This window comes from Allosphingosinicella sp., from assembly GCF_059502505.1.
Genome location: NZ_JCACEU010000016.1, coordinates 664,102 through 682,723 on the forward strand (window position 1 = coordinate 664,102; position 18,622 = coordinate 682,723).

The 18,622-nt window shown below is 65.4% G+C and carries 17 protein-coding genes; 12 read left to right on the forward strand and 5 right to left on the reverse strand.

Features of this window, described 5'->3' with window-relative positions:
- Positions 1-4 precede the first annotated feature (4 nt).
- On the forward strand, positions 5-1,264 hold the full coding sequence (locus AC5JBD_RS11465) for a class I SAM-dependent methyltransferase (protein ID WP_495721925.1): 1,260 nt from the start codon (positions 5-7) through the stop codon (positions 1,262-1,264).
- Here the strand turns inward: AC5JBD_RS11465 and AC5JBD_RS11470 are convergent.
- Both AC5JBD_RS11470 and purF read right to left on the reverse strand, forming a co-directional pair.
- Positions 1,261-1,968 (reverse strand): SDR family NAD(P)-dependent oxidoreductase, encoded by a 708-nt coding sequence (locus AC5JBD_RS11470; RefSeq protein WP_495721926.1) that lies wholly within the window; start codon positions 1,966-1,968, stop codon positions 1,261-1,263. The two genes, AC5JBD_RS11465 and AC5JBD_RS11470, sit on opposite strands and share 4 nt — an antisense overlap.
- Positions 1,968-3,425, reverse strand: coding sequence for an amidophosphoribosyltransferase (purF, locus tag AC5JBD_RS11475; RefSeq protein WP_495721927.1), 1,458 nt, complete (start codon positions 3,423-3,425; stop codon positions 1,968-1,970). The genes AC5JBD_RS11470 and purF overlap by 1 nt, the downstream gene beginning before the upstream one ends.
- Positions 3,426-3,577: 152 nt before the next feature.
- Between purF and AC5JBD_RS11480 the strand changes: the two genes are divergently transcribed.
- The 7 genes from AC5JBD_RS11480 (at position 3,578) to AC5JBD_RS11510 (ending at position 9,617) form a co-directional block, all read left to right on the forward strand.
- On the forward strand, positions 3,578-4,078 hold the full coding sequence (locus AC5JBD_RS11480) for a hypothetical protein (RefSeq protein ID WP_495721928.1): 501 nt from the start codon (positions 3,578-3,580) through the stop codon (positions 4,076-4,078).
- Between the two features lie 58 nt (positions 4,079-4,136).
- Positions 4,137-5,165, forward strand: a complete 1,029-nt coding sequence (locus AC5JBD_RS11485) for an aspartate-semialdehyde dehydrogenase (protein WP_495721929.1) — start codon at positions 4,137-4,139, stop codon at positions 5,163-5,165.
- 11 nt (positions 5,166-5,176) lie between these two features.
- Positions 5,177-5,617: a GFA family protein gene (locus AC5JBD_RS11490; protein ID WP_495721930.1), complete on the forward strand. Its 441-nt coding sequence runs from the start codon at positions 5,177-5,179 to the stop codon at positions 5,615-5,617.
- Entirely contained in the window at positions 5,598-6,356 is a 759-nt protein-coding gene (locus tag AC5JBD_RS11495) for an alpha/beta fold hydrolase (RefSeq protein WP_495721931.1), read from the forward strand. The genes AC5JBD_RS11490 and AC5JBD_RS11495 overlap by 20 nt, the downstream gene beginning before the upstream one ends.
- Positions 6,357-6,413: 57 nt before the next feature.
- Positions 6,414-8,279, forward strand: a complete 1,866-nt coding sequence (locus AC5JBD_RS11500) for a M2 family metallopeptidase (protein WP_495721932.1) — start codon at positions 6,414-6,416, stop codon at positions 8,277-8,279.
- Positions 8,267-9,007, forward strand: coding sequence for an SIMPL domain-containing protein (locus AC5JBD_RS11505; protein WP_495721933.1), 741 nt, complete (start codon positions 8,267-8,269; stop codon positions 9,005-9,007). Before AC5JBD_RS11500 ends, AC5JBD_RS11505 begins: the two co-directional genes overlap by 13 nt.
- A 109-nt stretch (positions 9,008-9,116) precedes the next feature.
- On the forward strand, positions 9,117-9,617 hold the full coding sequence (locus AC5JBD_RS11510; RefSeq protein WP_495721934.1) for a YbjN domain-containing protein: 501 nt from the start codon (positions 9,117-9,119) through the stop codon (positions 9,615-9,617).
- On the opposite strand, the gene AC5JBD_RS11515 is transcribed toward AC5JBD_RS11510, so the two are convergent.
- On the reverse strand, positions 9,618-10,790 hold the full coding sequence (locus AC5JBD_RS11515; RefSeq protein ID WP_495721935.1) for an SDR family oxidoreductase: 1,173 nt from the start codon (positions 10,788-10,790) through the stop codon (positions 9,618-9,620).
- Between the two features lie 118 nt (positions 10,791-10,908).
- On the reverse strand, positions 10,909-11,391 hold the full coding sequence (locus AC5JBD_RS11520) for a peroxiredoxin (protein WP_495721936.1): 483 nt from the start codon (positions 11,389-11,391) through the stop codon (positions 10,909-10,911).
- A 108-nt stretch (positions 11,392-11,499) separates the two neighbouring features.
- Here AC5JBD_RS11520 and AC5JBD_RS11525 point away from each other — a divergent pair, with 108 nt between their 5' ends.
- The gene (locus AC5JBD_RS11525) at positions 11,500-12,060 is read left to right on the forward strand and encodes a YqgE/AlgH family protein (protein ID WP_495721937.1); all 561 of its coding nucleotides are present in this window, start codon (positions 11,500-11,502) and stop codon (positions 12,058-12,060) included.
- Between the two features lie 11 nt (positions 12,061-12,071).
- Here the strand turns inward: AC5JBD_RS11525 and AC5JBD_RS11530 are convergent, their stop codons facing one another.
- On the reverse strand, positions 12,072-12,809 hold the full coding sequence (locus AC5JBD_RS11530; protein WP_495721938.1) for a helix-turn-helix transcriptional regulator: 738 nt from the start codon (positions 12,807-12,809) through the stop codon (positions 12,072-12,074).
- A gap of 177 nt (positions 12,810-12,986) precedes the next feature.
- Between AC5JBD_RS11530 and AC5JBD_RS11535 the strand changes: the two genes are divergently transcribed.
- The 3 genes from AC5JBD_RS11535 (at position 12,987) to AC5JBD_RS11545 (ending at position 18,565) form a co-directional block, all read left to right on the forward strand.
- Positions 12,987-13,634 (forward strand): PEPxxWA-CTERM sorting domain-containing protein, encoded by a 648-nt coding sequence (locus tag AC5JBD_RS11535; protein ID WP_495721939.1) that lies wholly within the window; start codon positions 12,987-12,989, stop codon positions 13,632-13,634.
- Between the two features lie 114 nt (positions 13,635-13,748).
- Positions 13,749-15,161, forward strand: a complete 1,413-nt coding sequence (gene ahcY / locus AC5JBD_RS11540) for an adenosylhomocysteinase (protein WP_495721940.1) — start codon at positions 13,749-13,751, stop codon at positions 15,159-15,161.
- 239 nt (positions 15,162-15,400) lie between these two features.
- Complete coding sequence (locus AC5JBD_RS11545) at positions 15,401-18,565, forward strand: TonB-dependent receptor domain-containing protein (RefSeq protein WP_495721941.1); 3,165 nt, start codon at positions 15,401-15,403, stop codon at positions 18,563-18,565.
- Positions 18,566-18,622: the final 57 nt, after the last annotated feature.

The window sequence follows — 18,622 nt, forward strand, 5'->3', positions numbered from 1 at the left end:
TCGCGTGAACCAGCAGAGCCGAGGCCGTCATCTCGTTTCCGCCGATCGCGCCTTTGCGACCGGAGGCGGCCTCGCCGCGCGCCTGTTCGGCGGCGGCTTCCACCGCATTCTCGACCGGATCGACGCGGGGCTGCTGGAGGGCGGGATCGATGCGACCCTGCCGGATGGCTCGCACCGCATTCTCGGCGGCCGTGCGCCGGGGCCTATGCCGATCGTCGCCTTGCACAGCTGGCGCGCGCTTGTGCGCCTGATCACTTCCGGATCGGTCGGCTGGTACAAGTCCTGGGCGCTCGGCGAATGGTCGAGCCCGGATCCGGTGCCGTTGTTCGATCTCTTCATGCGCAATGGTGAAAGCCTGGGCGAAGTAGCTCGGGCGAAAGGCATCTGGCGCAGCGTCAACCGCGCTGCGCACCTCTTCCGCCGCAACAGCAAGGCCCGCGCGCGGGCGAACATCGCCTTCCATTATGACCTGGGAAACGACTTCTACCGCGCCTGGCTCGATCCCGGCATGACCTATTCGAGCGCCATGTTCGCAAGCGGCGACGAGCCGCTGCAGGCCGCGCAGGAGCGCAAGCTCCGGGCCTTGCTCGACCGGCTCGACCTGAAACCGGGACAGCGCCTCCTCGAGATCGGCTGCGGCTGGGGCTCGCTCGCCGAGATGGCGGCGCGGGATTACGGCGTGCACGTCACCGGTCTCACGCTGTCGGCCGAGCAGAAGGCATATGCCGAGGAGCGAGTGCGGGCATCGGGTCTCTCGGACCGGGTCAGCATCGAGCTCACCGACTATCGCGACGTCGAGGGTCTGTTCGATGCGGTTGCCAGCATCGAGATGGTCGAGGCGGTCGGGCAGGATTACTGGCCGTCCTACCTCCAAACGATAGCGCGGGTCCTGAAGCCCGGCGGCCGCGCCGCGCTTCAGCTCATCTCGATCCGGGAAGAGCTGTTCGACGCCTATGCAGCCAGCGCCGATTTCATCCAGACCTATGTCTTTCCGGGCGGCATGCTGATCAGCGAGCCTCGCTTCCAGGCGGCGGCTGAGCTTGCCGGGCTGAGCTGGCGCGACCGCAGGGGCTTCGGTCTCGATTACGCGGAGACGTTGAAGCGCTGGCGCGAGCGCTACGACACGGCGGTGGAGGAAGGAAGGCTGCCTCCCGGTTTCGACCCGCGCTTCCACGCCCTCTGGCGTTACTATCTCATGTATTGCGAAGGCGGCTTCCGCGGGCGCGGCATCGACGTGGCGCAGGTGACTCTGGTGAGGACCTAACGCACCTCGATCCGGCGCCCGGTCTCAAAGTCGTTTTGCAGCAGCTTCGTGATTGCCTCCGCTACGGCGGCAGGCGACTTCAGCGTCGAAGGGTCCTCGCCGGGGTAGGCGCGGGCGCGCATCTGGGTGGCGGTCGCGCCAGGATCGACGATCGCAACCTTGGGCCCGCCGAGGTTCTTCACTTCCTCGCCATAGCTCAGCACCAGAGTCTCCAGCGCGGCCTTGGAGGCGCCGTACGCGCCCCAGAAGGCGCGGGGCTGGCGGCCGACGCTGGAGGTGACCGCCAGCAATCGTGCGGCTTCGCTCTTGCGGAGCAGCGGGTCGAAGGCGGCGATCAGCGCCTGTTGCGCCACCAGGTTCAGGGTGAGGACCTTGCCCAATTCCTTGCCGTCGATCGCGGGCACAGGCGTCAGCGAGCCGAGCATGGCCGCGTTCAGCACCAGGATGTCGAGCTTCTGCCAGCGTTCGGAAACGGCGGCGGCGAGGCGAGCGATGCTATCGCCATCGATGAGGTCGAGCGGCGCGATGGTGGCGTTGCCGCCGGCCCGGTGAATGCGTTCCTCCACCTCCTCGAGCCCGGCTGCCGTGCGTGCGGTGATCACCACATGCGCGCCCTCGCGCCCCAGCGCCTCGGCCGTCGCCGCGCCGATCCCCCGGCTGGCGCCGGTCACCAGCGCCAGCTGCCCCTCAAACGCTCCGGCCATCAGGCGTAGCGTTCGGCGAGGAGGGCGAGCTGGTCGACCGACTCATGCTCTTCATGATCGGTGAGGCGGGTCGGATACTGGCCGGTAAAGCAGGCATCGCAATGCTGCGGCGCCGTCTCGTCGCGCAGCTCCTCGCCGAGCGCGCGATAGAGGCCGTCGATCGACAGGAAGGCGAGGCTGTCCGCCTTGATGTAGTCGTTCATCTCGGCGACGTTCATCTGCGCGGCGAGCAGCTTCGCGCGCTCGGGCGTGTCGACGCCGTAGAAGCAGCTGTGCCGCGTCGGCGGGCTAGCGATCCGCATATGGACCTCGCGGGCGCCGGCATCGCGCAGCATCTGCACGATCTTCAGGGACGTGGTGCCGCGGACGATCGAATCGTCGATCAGCACCAGCCGCTTGCCCGAGATGAGGGCGCTGTTGGCATTGTGCTTCAGCTTGACGCCGAGATGGCGGACTTGGTCGCTCGGCTGAATGAAGGTGCGGCCGACATAATGCGACCGGATGATGCCAAGCTCGAACGGAATGCCCGATTGCTGGGCATAGCCGATCGCGGACGGCACGCCGGAATCCGGCACCGGCACCACATAATCGGCATCGACCGGATTCTCGATCGCCAGCTCCGCGCCGATCCGCTTGCGCACCGTGTAGACCGAGGAGCCGTCGACGATGCTGTCCGGACGCGCGAAATAGACGTGCTCGAAAATGCAGGGGCGCGGCTGCACCGGCGCGAACGGCCGATGAGACGTCACTCCGCGGGTCGAGACGATGATCAACTCGCCAGGCTCGACGGAGCGAATGTAGGTTGCTCCGACCACGTCCAGCGCAACGGTCTCGGACGCGAAGATATAGGCGTCGCCGAGCCGGCCCATGACCAGCGGGCGGATGCCGAGCGGGTCGCGACACGCGATCATGCCTTCGCTGGTCAGGCAGATCAGGGAATAGGCGCCCTCGACCTGCTTCAGCGCGTCGATAAAGCGGTCGAGGAGAGTGCGATAGGTGGACGTCGCGACAAGGTGGATGATGACTTCGGTGTCGGAGGTCGACTGGAAGATCGACCCGCGGCGGTTGAGGTCGCGCCGCAGCTTCATCGCGTTGGAGATGTTGCCGTTATGAGCGACTGCGAAGCCGCCGGACGACAGTTCCGCGAAGAGCGGCTGCACGTTCCGCAGCGCCGTCTCCCCAGTCGTCGAATAGCGGACATGGCCGATCGCGCTGCGGCCGGCGAGCTGTCGGATGATGTCGTCGCGGTCGAAATTGCCGGCGACATGACCCATTGCGCGGTGGCTGTGGAAGGCGCGGCCGTCCCAGCTCGTGATGCCCGCGGCCTCCTGGCCCCTGTGCTGGAGGGCGTGGAGCCCGAGCGCTGCGATGGCGGAGGCAGTGTCTGCGCCCCAGATGCCGAACACGCCGCACTCCTCGCGCAGCTTGTCGTCATCGAAAGGATTGGTGGTCAGCATGTTGTGCTTGATTCCTCGCCCCCGAATGCGCGGCATATAGGAAGGCCCCGCGGGCTTGTCTTCCCACCGTCACAAATTGATGTGGTTTAACGGAATGAGCCGTGCCTTAGCGGCGCTTGTCTGAATGGCGGCTGGCTGGCAAAGCCCCTGAAATGAAGAAGCTCCTGATCGCGCTCCTGGTTCTCGGCGGCTGCTCCGGCGGAGACGAGCAGTCGGACGGGAACGCCCTGGCTCCCGCCGGCGGCAAGTCGGCAAGCGCCCCGGTCCGCCCGGGCGAGATCGGCAGCCTGACCGGGCTCTACGAAGGCGGCGACGTCTCTCGCAAGAACCAGCTCTGCATGGTTGAGAATGAGGGCGAGCAGCCACGCTTCGGCCTCGTCCTCTGGGGTGCGAACCAGCATAGCTGCTCGGGCAGCGGCACCGCGTTGCGCGAGGGCGACACATTGCGGCTGCAAATGACTGGTGACGAATCCTGCACGATCGAGGCGCGGCTCAGCGGTGCGAGCATTCTTCTGCCGGACAGCGTGCCTGACGGTTGCGCTTATTATTGCGGTGCCCAGGCGCGGCTCACCGCGGCCCGGTTCGACAAGGTGGGCAATGCCCGCGAGGATGCCGCCAAGGCGAAGGACCTGGTCGGCGACCCGCTCTGCTAGGTTGCAAAGCGGCCCTCCGCGCCTAAGTGGAGGCCGGTCTCCAGCGGAGTTTTTCAAGATGGCGTATCGGGTGGTCGTGGTCGGCGCGACCGGCAATGTCGGGCGCGAAATGCTGAACATCCTCGGCGAGCGCCAATTCCCGCTTGCGGAGGTGGCCGCGGTCGCCAGCCCCCGCTCGACCGGCGACATCATCGACTTCGGCGACAGCGGCGAGGAGCTGAAGGTCCGCAACATCGAACATTTCGATTTCGCCGGCTGGGACATGGCGCTGTTCGCGGCCGGATCGGACGTGTCGAAAGCCTATGCGCCGAAGGCGGCCGCTTCGGGCTGCACGGTGATCGACAATAGCTCGCTCTACCGCATGGACCCGGACGTGCCGCTGATCGTGCCGGAGGTGAACCCGGAGGCGATCGCCGGCTATCGCAAGCGCAACATCATTGCCAACCCGAACTGCTCGACCGCGCAGATGGTGGTGGCGCTCAAGCCGCTGCACGATTTCGCGAAGATCAAGCGGGTGGTGGTTGCGACCTACCAGTCGGTTTCCGGCGCGGGGAAGGCCGGGATGGACGAGCTGTTCGAGCAGAGCCGCAACATTTTCGTCGGCGACCAGTCCGAGCCGGTCAAGTTCACGAAGCAGATCGCCTTTAACGTCATTCCCCATATTGACGCCTTCCTCGACGACGGATCGACCAAGGAGGAATGGAAGATGGTGGTCGAGACCAAGAAGATCCTCGACCCCAAGATCAAGGTGACTGCCACCTGCGTTCGCGTCCCCGTCTTCGTCGGCCATAGCGAGGCGATCAACATCGAGTTCGAGAACGAGATCTCGGCCAAGGACGCCCGCAGGATCCTGCGCGAGGCGCCGGGCGTGATGCTCGTCGATAAGCAGGAAGATGGCGGCTACGTGACCCCGGTCGAAGCCGTCGGTGAATATGCGACCTATGTCAGCCGCGTCCGGGAGGATCCGACCGTCGACAACGGCCTGTCGCTCTGGTGCGTCTCCGACAACCTGCGTAAGGGTGCCGCCCTCAACGCGGTGCAGATCGCCGAACTGCTCGGCCGGAAGCACCTCCAGAAGGCGGCTTAGGAGCAGGCGCAATGGCCGACGTCACTGGCGGATGCATGTGCGGGAAGATCCGCTACAGCGTCGCGATCGAGAATGACGAGGCCTATCTCTGCCATTGCCGGATGTGCCAGCGGGCGAGCGGCAATGTCAGCCTGGCGATGAAGAACGTGAAGAAGGCGAAGGTTCGCTGGGAGCGTGAGCCCGATTATTATACATCCTCGCCGATCGCGCGTCGGGGCTTCTGCTCCACATGCGGGACCTCGCTCACCTTCGAATTTCCGGACAGCGAGAATATGGACCTGATCGTCGGCTCGTTCGACGATCCGTCGCCTTTCCAGCCCAAGCACCATTTCGGCGCCGAGAGCCTGCACCGCGCCTGGCTCAACACCGAGGGGCTGCCGGAATATAAGACGGCCGACTACCAGCCGCTCGCCGACAGATGGATCAAGGCCGTTGGCAAAGTCCCCGACTGAGCATCGCTTCACCGCCTCCGATGGCGAGGAGCTCGTCTGGTACGAGCTGGGGCAGGGAAGACCGGTCGTGCTCCTCCACGGCCTCTTCTCCAATGCCGAGACGAACTGGATCCGCTTCGGCCATGCTGACGAGATTGCCGGAGGTGGCTTTCGCGTCATCATGCCGGACCTGCGGGGTCACGGGGCCAGCGCAACACCGCACGACCCGGCCGCTTATCCGCCGGACGTGCTCGCCCGGGACGGGCTCGAGCTGATCGCGCATCTCGGCCTCACCGAATATGATCTCGGAGGCTACTCGCTCGGCGGGCGCACCTCGGCGCGAATGGCGATCCTTGGCGCCAGGCCGCGGCGGCTGATCGTCAGCGGCATGGGCTTGCGCGGCATGCTCGACACCGGCCGCAGATCCTCTCATTTTCGCAAGATCCTGACCGGGATGGGCACTCACGAGCGCGGGTCGCCCGAATGGTTGGCTGAGGCCTTCCTCAAGACCACGGGCGGGGATGCCAAGGCAATGCTGCCGCTGCTCGGCAGCTTCGTCGATTCGACCGAGGAGGAGTTGCGCTCGATTGCGATGCCGACCCTAATCCTCTCGGGCGCGGAGGATCAGGATAACGGCCCAGCCGAGGCGCTCGCCGAGCTGCTCCCGGAGGGAAGCTACGTCGAAGTGCCGGGAAATCATATGAGCGCCGTCACGAAGCCGGAACTTGGCAAGGCCATCGCGGATTTCCTAAGCGCCTGACCAGCTTCGATTCAGCTGCCGCCTTATGGCCAACCAGACCGACCGAGGATGCCGATAATGAAAGCCACCGTGTCCCTGCTTGCCCTCGCCACCCTACTCGCCGGCTGCGCGACCGCCGCCGCGGAGCCGCAAATGGCGTCTGCCTCCGACGCTGCGATGACGACGTCGACGGCAACGAGCGCCGCTCCGACCGCGGCCGAGGCAGACGCCTTCGTCGCCCGCGCCGAGAAGGAGCTTGCGGACTTCTCCGTCCTCCAGTCGCGCGCCGACTGGGTGAACGCCACCTACATCACCGAGGATACGGATGCGCTCGCCGCCCATTTCGGCGCGATCGGCACCGAGATGCGCGTCCGTTTCGCCAGCAAGGCGGCCCGGTTCGCAGAGGTTCCGGGGCTCAGCTACGACACCAAGCGCAAGCTCGACATGCTGCGCGGCGGCCTCGTTCTGCCGGCGCCCACCACGGAAGGCGCCGCGGCCGAGCTCAGCCAGATCACCACCCGCCTCCAGTCCATGTACGGCAAGGGCAAGGGCACACTTCGCGGCCAGCCGATCAGCGGCAGCGACATCGAGGCGGCGATGGGGACCAATCGCAACCCGGCCGAACTGAAGGAGATGTGGACGAGCTGGCACACCAATGTCGGTGCGCCGATGCGGAACGATTATACCCGCATGGTCGAGATCGCGAATGCGGGCGCCAAGGAGCTCGGCTATGCCGATGTCGGGGCCCTCTGGCGGTCCAAATATGACATGCCGCCGGACGAGTTCGCCGCGCTCACGGATAAGCTCTGGACCCAGGTGAAGCCGCTCTACGACCAGCTCCACTGCTTCACTCGCGCCGAGCTCAACAAGGAGTATGGCGATGCGGTCCAGCCCGAGAGCGGCCCGATCCGCGCCGACCTGCTCGGCAATATGTGGGCCCAGGAATGGGGCAACATCTACTCCATCGTCGCACCGGCCGGAGCCGGCGACATCGGCTACAACCTCACCGATCTCCTCAAGCAGAAGCAGTACACGCCCGAGAAGATCGTCCGCACCGGCGAGAGTTTCTTCAGCTCGCTGGGTTTCGAGCCGCTGCCGGAAACCTTCTGGACCCGCTCGATGATCACCAAGCCGGAGGATCGCGAGGTCGTCTGCCACGCCTCGGCGTGGGACGTCGACAATGTCGAGGACCTGCGCATCAAGATGTGCACCAAGGTCAATGCGGACGACTTCGTCACCGTCCACCACGAGCTCGGCCACAATTACTACCAGCGCGCCTATAACGATCAGCCCTTCCTCTATCTCGACAGCGCCAACGACGGTTTTCACGAGGCGATCGGAGACATGATCGCGCTCTCCGTCACGCCGGAATATCTGGTGCAGACGGGGCTGCTCGAGCGCTCGAAGGTGCCGGCGGCGAGCAAGGATGTTGGCCTGCTGCTTCGCCAAGCCATGGACAAGGTCGCTTTCCTGCCGTTCGGCCTGCTGGTCGACCGCTGGCGCTGGGGCGTGTTCAACGGCGAGATCACGCCGGCCAATTACAACCAGTCGTGGAACGACCTGCGCCGGCAATATCAGGGTATCACCCCGCCGGTGGAGCGGAGCGAGGCCAATTTCGACCCGGGCGCCAAGTTCCACATCCCTGGCAACACGCCCTACACGCGCTACTTCCTCGCTCGCATCTTGCAGTTCCAATTCTACAAGGCAGCCTGCGAGCAGGCGGGCTGGACCGGCCCGCTCCACCGCTGCTCCTTCTACGGCAACAAGGAAGTCGGCCAGCGGCTGAATGCGATGCTGGCGATGGGCGCCTCGCGTCCTTGGCCGGATGCGCTCGAAGCGTTCACCGGCAGCCGTGAGATATCGGGTGAGGCGATGATCGAGTATTTTCGCCCGCTCCAGACTTGGCTGGAACAGCAGAATCGCGGCCGCCAGTGCGGTTGGTAATCGCGGCCGCGCTTGCGGTCGCAGGTGTGGGCGCAGCGACGGCGGCGGGCGCCCAGGCGGTCCAGATTGAGCTGCGGCCGGGCGAGGTCCTGCTCAAGGTCGAGGCGCAAGGCGAGGACCGCTCCCGTCCGGACGTCGTCACGATCGTCGCCGGCGCGGTGACTGCCGGCGGTACGGCGCGAGAGGCGCTTCAGACGAACAATGCGCTCGCCACGCGGCTGATCGAGGCGGCGCGCGCGAGCGGCGTGCAGCCGGCCGACGTGCGCACCGTCGGCCTGTCGGTGACGCCCCGCTTCAACCCGGGCGAGGATGGCCGAGCCGAAATGGAGGGACGCCGGCCCCGCATCACCGGCTACGTCGCCACGAACGAGGTCGAGTTGCGCCTCCGCGACGTCGGCCGCGCAGGCGATGTCGTCGGCGCGCTCTTCGCAGCAGGCGCAAATCAGGTGAGGGGACCGGACTTCTCCCATTCCGATCCCAAGCCTGCGCAGGACCGGGCGCGCAGGGACGCCGTCACCAATGCGCAGGCCGAAGCGAGCGCCTATGCAGACGCGCTCGGAATGCGCGTGAGCCGCGTGCTTCGCGTCAGCCAGCGCGGCAGCTTCGATGAAGACGAGCGCAACGTGATCGTCGTCACCGGCAGCCGAATGTCGAGGGCCCCGATCGAGCCGGGCGAGATCAGCACGCGCGTCAAGGTGTGGGTGGATTACGCTCTGTTGCCGCGCTGACCCTAGGAAAGCCGGTCCGGGCAGGTTAGGCGGGTCGTCGCCGGGGGGCTTTCCGGCATCCTGATCTTTCGAACCTGAGGAGTCGCGCGTGACAGGCGCTGCGCTAGCCATGCTGATTCTGGCGTCCAACGCCGCCGCTCCGGCCGTGCGCTGGAATCCCAAGGCGCCGGAAAACACGCAGGTCCTACCTGCCTTCAGCTTCGCCACGCTGGAGCCGGTGCTGAGCGCAATCGGGGCGCGCTACCAGCGCTCCGGCAGCGCGGCCAAGCCGGAGCTGCTCGTCAGCTTCGCAAACAATCGCAAGGCCGTCCTCATGATGAACGCGTGCGAAGGGGAGAGCGGCTGCAAGGCGCTGAGCATCCAATCCTACTGGACCCCGATCGCCAATTCGCCGGCTGAGCGCACCGCACAGGCAATTGACGGCTTCAACCAGCGTTATGCCTTTGCCAAAGCTTATATCGCGCCCGACGGCCGGCCGGCGCTGCAGCGCTACCTCACCGCGGACTATGGCATCCTCCGCGGCAATCTCGCCGTCAATCTGCTCGTTTTCTCTCGCCAGGCGGACCAATTCGCGGCCGACGTGCTGCGCCCGCTGGAGGCCAAGCGCTGATCAGCGCACCCTGATCGACGGTTCCACCGGCGTCGTCGGCTCCGACAGCGCCCGGGAGGCGGCCAGCGTCGTCGGCTCCGACAGCGCCTGCGCGGCGGCGAGATCGCAGGCGGTGATCGCCGTCTCCATCACCGAGTTCAGGGGCTTCCCCTCGCGCTTGCGAGCGGCGAGCGCGCGTGGGCCGAAGAAGGCGCCGGCGGCGGCCGCAGCCGCGCCGCCGATGATCGCGGCGGTGGCGACCGGATGCATCTGCGCCTTCAGCGTCATGCTGGTGCGGCGGACATATTGGTCCTGATTGGAGTCGATCCGGCCGTCCTTGCGCGGCTCGAACAGATTGTCCTCGGTGCCGGGCTCCGGCGGCTGCGTGGTGGACTGGCCGCTCTCGCCGAAGAAGGTCTCCATCACCTTGTCGGCGGTGCGCGCCATCATGTCGCCGGCTGTGACCATGAAGCCGCCGCCGCCGACGGTCAGCTCGCGCTTCGGGTGCGAGGCCGCGAACAGGATCGCCTCGGCCACGAGGCGGGGATCGTAGACGACCGGCGGCACCCGCGCCGGCTCATCCATCTTGTTGCGGGCATGCTCCGGATAGGGCGTGTCGATCGAGGTCGGCTTGATGAGGGTGACGGAGATCGGCGCCTCCTCCATCTCCAGCTCCATGCGCAGCGTATCGGTGAAGCCCTTCACCGCATGCTTCATCGCCGAATAGGCGCCTTGCACGGGCACAGCCCGCTCCGACAGCACGGAGCCGACGTTGATGATTGCGCCGCCGGTGCTGCGGAGCTGCTCGGCCGCGTAGAGCGACGCTTTCACGAAGCCGAAATAGCCGACTTCGAACACGCGCCGGTGCTCCTCGATGCGGGTGTCCCGGAGCCTCGCGTAGAGGGTCACCGCGGCATCGTTGACCCAGGTGTCGAAGCCGCCGAAGGCCCGGCGCGCTTCCTCGCCGATCCGTGCGGGGGCGTCGTCGTCGGCCATGTCGGCGGCGACGAAGATCGCCTTGCCGTCATTCGCAATCTCACCGGCGATCTCGCGCAGCGCCTCCTCGTTGCGGGCAACGAGCACCACCGATGCGCCGCCTGCGGCCGCCATCTTGGCTGTGGCGAGGCCGATGCCGCTCGAGGCGCCGGTGATGACGATGCGTTGCTGGTCGAGCGGCTTGAGCGAAAGCGCCATGATGCAAGTCTCCTGGAGGCTGGGAATTTTCCCAATCAATGCAGGAGAGTGGGCGCCGGTTTCACTGCCTCAGGCAGGAAGGTGCAGGGCAGGGGCAGGCCGAATCCGGCCCGCCCGGTTAGAGCCGTTCGAGCATGTAATCGGCGCTGGAGACGTTGAAGGCGCCCGGCTCCTCGATGTTCAGCTGCTCGACGACGCCGTCGTTAACGACCATCGAGTAACGTTGGCTGCGGCGGCCCATGCCGAACTTGCCGGCGTCGAATTCGAGCCCGATCGCGCGAGCGAAATCGCCATTGCCGTCGGCCAGCATCGTCACCTTGTCCGTTGCTTCGCCATTCTGCGCCCAGGCGCCGAGCACGAAAGCATCGTTGACGGATGTGCAGGCGATCTCGTCGACGCCCTTGGCCTTCAGCTGGTCGGCTTTCTCGACGAAGCCGGGGAGGTGGCGCGCGGAACAGGTCGGCGTGAAGGCGCCGGGCACGGCGAAGAGCGCGACGCGGCGGCCCTTGAAGAAGCTGTCGCTGTCGACCGGCTTGGGTCCTTCCGCTGTGGCCTGGATGAAGGTGGCCTCGGGGATCCGCTCGCCGACGCTGATGCTCATTTTCCGTTCTCCACCTCTGCAGCCGCGGGCGCTGTAGCAATGCGGTCCGTCGCGGGAAAGGGGCTTGCCCGGTTGTTCCGGCCGCTGCGCCGGGCCTATAGGCAGGCCATGGAAGAGCCGAAATTCCTCACCGGCCAGCTGCTTCTCGCCATGCCCGGGATCGGCGATCCGCGCTTCGAACGGGCGGTGATCGCAATGTGCTCGCATGACGAGGATGGTGCGCTCGGCATCGGCCTGGGGCGGCTGATCCCGCGCATTCATTTCCACGATCTGCTCCGGCAGCTCGACATCGATCCTGGCGTCGCTCCGGACGTGCCGATCCACCTTGGCGGACCGGTCGAGCCGCAGCGCGGCTTCCTGCTCCATTCGCTCGACTGGGGCGGTCAGGACAGCCTGCAGGTGAGCAATCGCTGGGCGCTCTCCGCGACGCTCGACATCCTGCGCGCCATCGCTGAGGGGAAGGGGCCGACCCGCTGGATCGCCGCCTTGGGCTATGCCGGGTGGGGCGCCGGCCAGCTCGAGGAGGAGATGTGCGGCAACGGCTGGTTCGCCACGCCGGGCGACGACGCCTTACTCTACGAATGCGACGTCAATTCGCGCTGGGCAGCGGCATTCAAGAGCGCCGGCATCGACACGCGTCTCCTCACGGCAGAGTCCGGCACCGCCTGAGCGGCGGGCCCTTAGTGGGGACCAGAGGCGCCGAGGAATCGGGCGACGGCGTGCGCGCGATTGACGGCGCCGAGCTTGCGGCGCGCATTGTCGACATGAAAGCGCGCCGTCGTTTCGGATACGCCGAGGATGGTCGCGATCTCCCAGTCGGTCTTGCCCTCGGCAACGAAGCTGAGGCTGTCGCGTTCGCGGCCGGTCAGCGCCGGCCCCGGCTCATTCGCCCCCTCGCTTCGGTCGGACTCGATCAGCTTCTCGACGAGCATCGCTCCCGCCATCCGCAGCATCGGCTCCACATGGGGGCTCATCTCTCTTGTCCCGAAGCCGAGATGCAGGGACGCGATCCGGTCGCCGCTGGCGTAGGCCGTCGCGCAATAGGCGTCGGCGATGCCCGCTTCCCCCATCGCTTCCCAATAGATGCCGAACGCGCGCACATTGTGCGGCGCGAAGTCGCTGAACCGATAGCGAGTGAGGCCGCGACGGATCGCTTCGACCAGGGGATTGCACTCAAGACAGACATAGTTGAAGGCCGCGCTCCCGTCCCACGAGGACGGCGCCTCGCGAACGACGACTCCGCCCGCGCGCAGGTGCGAGTGCGGCGTCAGCGAGCCGCGTGGGCGGCGATAGAGGCGCGTCTGCAGGTAGGTTGCGCCGAACTCGGCGGCCGCAGTCTTGAAGAAAAGGCGACTGGCCCCCTCGGCCGACGCAGCCGCGACGACGGGTTCCATGACGGACATCAGACGGTCGAGCATGTGCCGGCCCCACCCGGAGAAGCATCAAGCCTATCAGCGGGTTAACGACGGGTCAACGAGCCGGGGGCAACCGTCCCGCGGTCGCACAATCTGCTCGGCCTCTCGGTTCCGAGAGGTGCAGCGGCCGCCAGCCCGATGGTAGATTTGCGAAGATCAAGCTCAATCGGGGGACACATCATGACCTGCTCGGGAAATCTCGCCCGCTATGCCTTGCTCGGAAGCCTCGCGTTCTCGGCCGCCGCAGTTTCCATCTCGGCCGATGCCGCGACGATCATCGTCCAGGCGAGCGGGCAGGTCGCGAACACCACCTACGGCTCGTTCGTCGCGAACGGCAGAAGCTACCAGACCGGAACGCTCATCCTCGACCCGCTCGATCCGCTCCCGTTCGAGGTGAATGACGGCGACACGATCCAGTTCTCGATCAGCCTGGACGGCCTGTTCGGCGTGCCGGGCGCAGGCGAGCAGTTCTTCGGGGTCAACTTTTACGGGGCGGAGGATCAGGAGGCTGCCGGCGCCTCCAACGAGGGCTCGATCCTCTTCCAGAATGCATCCGGCCTCCCGGCCAATCCGGTCGATGCCGGTTGCGGCAATTGCCTGTCGCTCATCTATGGCGCGAACAATGCCGCTGCGTTCAGCTTCGATGGGCTGAGCGGGTCGACGCTCGTGTCGCTGTCGACGCCTTATTTCGTCGACCAGATTTCGATCAGCTACCAGGTTTCTGACGCGATTCCCGAGCCGGCGTCGTGGATGATGCTGATCGCCGGATTCGCCATCGTCGGCGGAGTGATCAGGCGACGTCCGCTCTCCCGGGCTGCGCTCGCCTGAGGGGCTGGTCAGCCACATATAAAGATATCTTTATATTTGCATCTCTGATGTGAGGAGGGTAAGGGAGCCGCTCATAGGGCTCACCTTTCCCTCACTTTTGATCAGGAGCAACCCGTGGCGACTCAGCCTCAGCCGACCTTTACCGACTATGTCGTTCGCGACCTCAACCTTGCCGGCTTTGGCCGCAAGGAGATCGAGATCGCCGAGACCGAGATGCCGGGCCTGATGGCGCTGCGCCAGGAATATGGCGCGTCGAAGCCGCTGAAGGGCGCGCGGATCACCGGCTCCCTGCACATGACGATCCAGACCGCGGTGCTGATCGAAACCCTGATCGAGCTCGGCGCCGAGATCCGCTGGGCCTCGTGCAACATCTTCTCGACGCAGGACCACGCCGCCGCCGCCATCGCCGCGCGGGGCATTCCGGTCTTCGCCGTCAAGGGCGAGACGCTCGAGGAATATTGGGATTACGTCGTCCGCATCTTCGACTGGGGCCGCGACCAGACCTGCAACATGATCCTGGACGATGGCGGCGACGCCACCATGTTCGCGCTCTGGGGCGCGCGCGTCGAGGCTGGTGAGGAACTGCTGACACCGGAGAATGAGGAAGAGGAGATCTTCGTCGCGACGCTGAAGCGCTTCGTCGCCGAGCGTCCGGGCTACCTCACCAAGACGGTCCAGGCGATCAAGGGCGTCTCCGAGGAGACCACCACCGGTGTCCACCGCCTCTACGAGCTCGCCAAGAAGGGCAAGCTCCCGTTCCCGGCGATCAACGTCAACGACAGCGTCACCAAGTCGAAGTTCGACAATCTCTATGGCTGCAAGGAGAGCCTGGTCGACGCGATCCGCCGCGGCACCGACGTCATGCTCGCCGGCAAGATCGCCTGCGTCGCCGGCTTCGGCGATGTCGGCAAGGGCTCGGCCGCCTCGCTCCGCAATGGCGGTGCGCGCGTGATCGTCACCGAGGTCGACCCGATCTGCGCGCTGCAGGCGGCGATGGAAGGTTATGAGGTCGTGACGATGGAGGAGGCCGCCACCCGCGCCGACATCTTCGTCACTGCGACCGGCAATGCCGACGTCATCACCGTCGATCACATGCGGGCGATGAAGAACATGGCGATCGTCTGCAACATCGGCCACTTCGACAGCGAGATCCAGATCGGCGCGCTTCAGAACATGAAGTGGACCGAGATCAAGCCGCAGGTCGACGAGGTCGAGTTCCCGGACGGCAAGAAGATCATCGTCCTGTCGAAGGGCCGCCTCGTGAACCTCGGCAACGCCACCGGCCATCCGAGCTTCGTGATGAGCTCCAGCTTCACCAACCAGGTGCTGGCGCAGATCGAGATCTGGACCGGCGGCGACAAGTATAAGAACGAGGTCTACGTTCTGCCGAAGCATCTCGACGAGAAGGTGGCCGCGCTCCACCTCGAGAAGCTGGGCGTGAAGCTCAGCAAGCTCACCGAGAAGCAAGCCAGCTATATCGGCGTGCCCGTCGAAGGGCCGTTCAAGCCGGATCATTACCGCTACTAAACGTCTCTCTGGTTCGACAAGCGGCTGTCGGCGCACCAGCGCCGGCAGCCGTTTTGCTTTGCTTTAAGAGGCCTTTGTCGCCGGCGAGCGGCCGTCTGTCGAAATATGCCGGAGGTTTGTCGAAACGCACCGTGCATCGCCCATGAAATGAGCGCCACTCGAAACATCGCCTTCGCAGGTGGTCAACGAGGGGATTGAAGATGCGCCGATTGCCAGGGATATCAGCCGGTTCCGTTTCCATGCTCGCCATCGCCCTTGCGAGCGTGGCCACGCCGGCCGCGGCGCAGACGGAGGAGCAGCAGGTCCAGGCCGCGCAGACGGCTGAGGCCTGCGACGATCTCGCGGGCGCCGAGCGCGACGCCTGCCTCTCCGCCCTCGGCACGGCGCCGCCCCCAGGCGATGCGCAGGAGGAAGGTTCGATCGTCGTTACCGGCTCGCGCATCCCGCGCGCCAATTTCGACTCCGCGCAGCCAACGGTCGTGCTCGGCAGCGAGCAGATCGAGACCCGCGGCTACACCAACATAGCCGACGCCCTGCAGGAGTTGCCGGCGTTCGGCGTGCCCGGTTCCAGCCCCGTCGGCGCCGGCCAGGGTGGCGCGATCGGCTCCGGCCAGAGCTTCGTCAACTTCTTCGGCCTGGGTGATCAGCGCACGCTGACCACCGTCAACGGCCGTCGGTTCGTCAGCTCGAACACCGCGTCGATCTTCGGCCCCAGCGCCGGCGGACCCGGTGGTCAGGTCGACTTCAACGTTATTCCCACTGTGATCGTCGACCGCGTCGAGACGATTGCGATCGGCGGCGCTCCGATCTACGGCTCGGACGCGATCGCCGGCACGGTCAACGTCATTACCAAGCGCACGTTCGAGGGCTTTCAGCTCGATGGCCAAGCCTCGATCTCAGAGCGCGGTGATGCCCACGACTACCGCATCCGCGGCGCGATCGGCACCAACTTCGCCGAAGGCCGCGGCAACATCATGATCGCCGCGGAATATAACGAGACGGGCGGGCTCGATTTCGAATCCCGCCCGGGCTCCGGCCTGAACCGCTTCTTCACGATCCCGGCCGATCCGGACGCGCCGTTCGAAAATGAGCTGTTCAACGACCGGCGTATTCCGTCGATTTCGGAGAACGGCATACCGTCGGTCACGAACTTCATCGTTCTGTCGCCAACGAATGCCGGAGCCTTCGGCATCCAGGCCGGCATCACCGACAATCCTGCGGACCCGCTGAACGGCAATCCGCTGATGTTCGCGCCGAACGGCTCTTTGGTGCCGATCGACTTCGGCAGCCGCGAGTCGGGAGATCTCATCACCTCCGAGGGCGGCAGCGGCTTCGCTTTGCCTGGCAACCTGCTGTCGCCCACCCGGCGCTATATCGGCGTCGCGCTGGCGCAATTCCAGGTGACCGACAACATCCGGCTGTTCGGCGAAGGTTGGTATGCCAACAGCAAGGGCACGCAATTTCGCGCGCAGCCGGAATATAATCTCTATCTGTTCGGTCAGCCCCCCGGGGCGCCGGGCGGGAACTTCGTCGTCAGCGTCGACAACCCGTTCCTCGATCCGGCGGCGCGCGAGCTGATCATCGCCAACCTTGCCGCCAATCCGTTCTCGGACAGCCAAGATACATTCCAGGTGCAGCGGGCGAATACGGATCTTACCTCGGGCCTCGCTTCTTCGACGATCGAGCTGTGGCGCGTGGTCGGCGGCCTCGACGGCACCTTCGGTGCGTTCGGACGCGAGATGACGTTCGAGCTGGTCGGCAATTACGGCAAGTCCACCAGCGAAGGAAACGGGCGGCAGATCGTCCACCAAAACCTGCTGAATGCGCTGAACTCCGTGCGCGACTCCAGCGGCAACATCGTCTGCGCCCCAGGCGCTGTGAATGCGGCGGTGGCGACCGTGAGCTCGACCTGCGCGCCGCTCAATCCGTTCGGTCGCAACATCAGCCAGGCGGCTCGTGATTACGTCACGGCCATTACCGATCCACGTTCCGTGAACGACCAGTGGGTGGTGACGACGTCGGTCAGCGGGCCACTGTTTGACCTTCCCGGCGGTGCCGTGAAATTCGCGGTCGGCTACGAGCACAGGAAGGAGACCACGGAGTTCGACCCCGGTGCTTATCTCGGGGGCGGGCCCGATCCCGATCCGACAACCGATACGAACGGCGATGGCGATCCCGCCAACGACCGCGTCCAGTTCGGGCAGAACGCGCTCATCGATCCGGTTTCAGGTCGGTTCAACACCGACGAGGTGTTCGGTGAGCTGACAATCCCAATCCTCGGGCCGGACAATGACATTCCGGCCGTCCATTCACTCGAGCTGCATGGCGCGATCCGTTACATCGACCATTCGCTTTCCGGTGCGGACCCGACCTACACGGTCGACCTCACCTATCAGCCGATCCGCGATATCACCTTCCGAGGCAATTATACGCGGTCCGTGCGGTCGCCAGCGATTACGGAATTCTTCAATCCGCGCAGCCAGATCTTCACGACCGCCAACGATCCGTGCGACTCGCGTTTCATCGACGGCGGCCCCAACCCCAGCGTCCGCGCGGCCAATTGCGCGGCCGACGGATTGCCGGCAGACTTCAATTCTAACATCGTCAATTTCACGTCGACAGGCGTGCTGTCGGGCAATGCCGGCCTGATCAACGAAACGGCCGACGCCTGGACCGTCGGCGCGGTGCTGCGCCCGCGGTTCGTCCCCAATCTCACGCTGGCGGTGGATTGGGTGGACATTCAGGTCGACAACGCGGTCCAGCCGCTGACGGCGACCAATGTGCTGCAGGCCTGCTACGACTCGCCTGATTTCCCGAATGTCATCTCCGCTTCAGGCACCAATTTCTGCAATCTGATTACGCGCGATGACGACGGCCAGGTCACCTTCATCGAAACGAACTTCGAGAATGCGGCCCAGCTCAACTTCGAAGGCCTGCTCGCCGAGCTTGCCTATCGCATCGATACCCCTTTCCTTGGCGAACGGAGTTCGCTGAGCCTCGGCGTGAACTATCTCTACAATCACAAGAATACGCTGCGGGTCGGCGCTGCCGACATCACGACTCTCGACGACAGCATCGGCTATTCCAAGCATCAGGCGACGACGAACCTCACGTACAAGAACGAAGGGTTCGCGATGCAATGGCAGTTCGAATATATCGGCGAGACGCTCAACGACCCGGATCAGCCGCTGGAAGCGTTCGAGTTCCCCGAGGTGGACGACCTGCTGCTGGTCAACCTGTCGCTGAGCTACGAAATCGCCCGGGACTTCCGGTTCTCGATCGTCGTCGACAATCTGTTCGACACCAACCAGCCCTTCCCGGTGCCCGGCAATGGCGGCAGCGTGACCTATTTCGATGCGATCCGCGGCCGCTATTTCAGGATCGGCGCAGGCTTCAAGTTCTGAGCTGATGGGAGCATTTTGGGGGCGGGGGGCTTCGGCGCTTCGCCTCTTTTTCTTGTC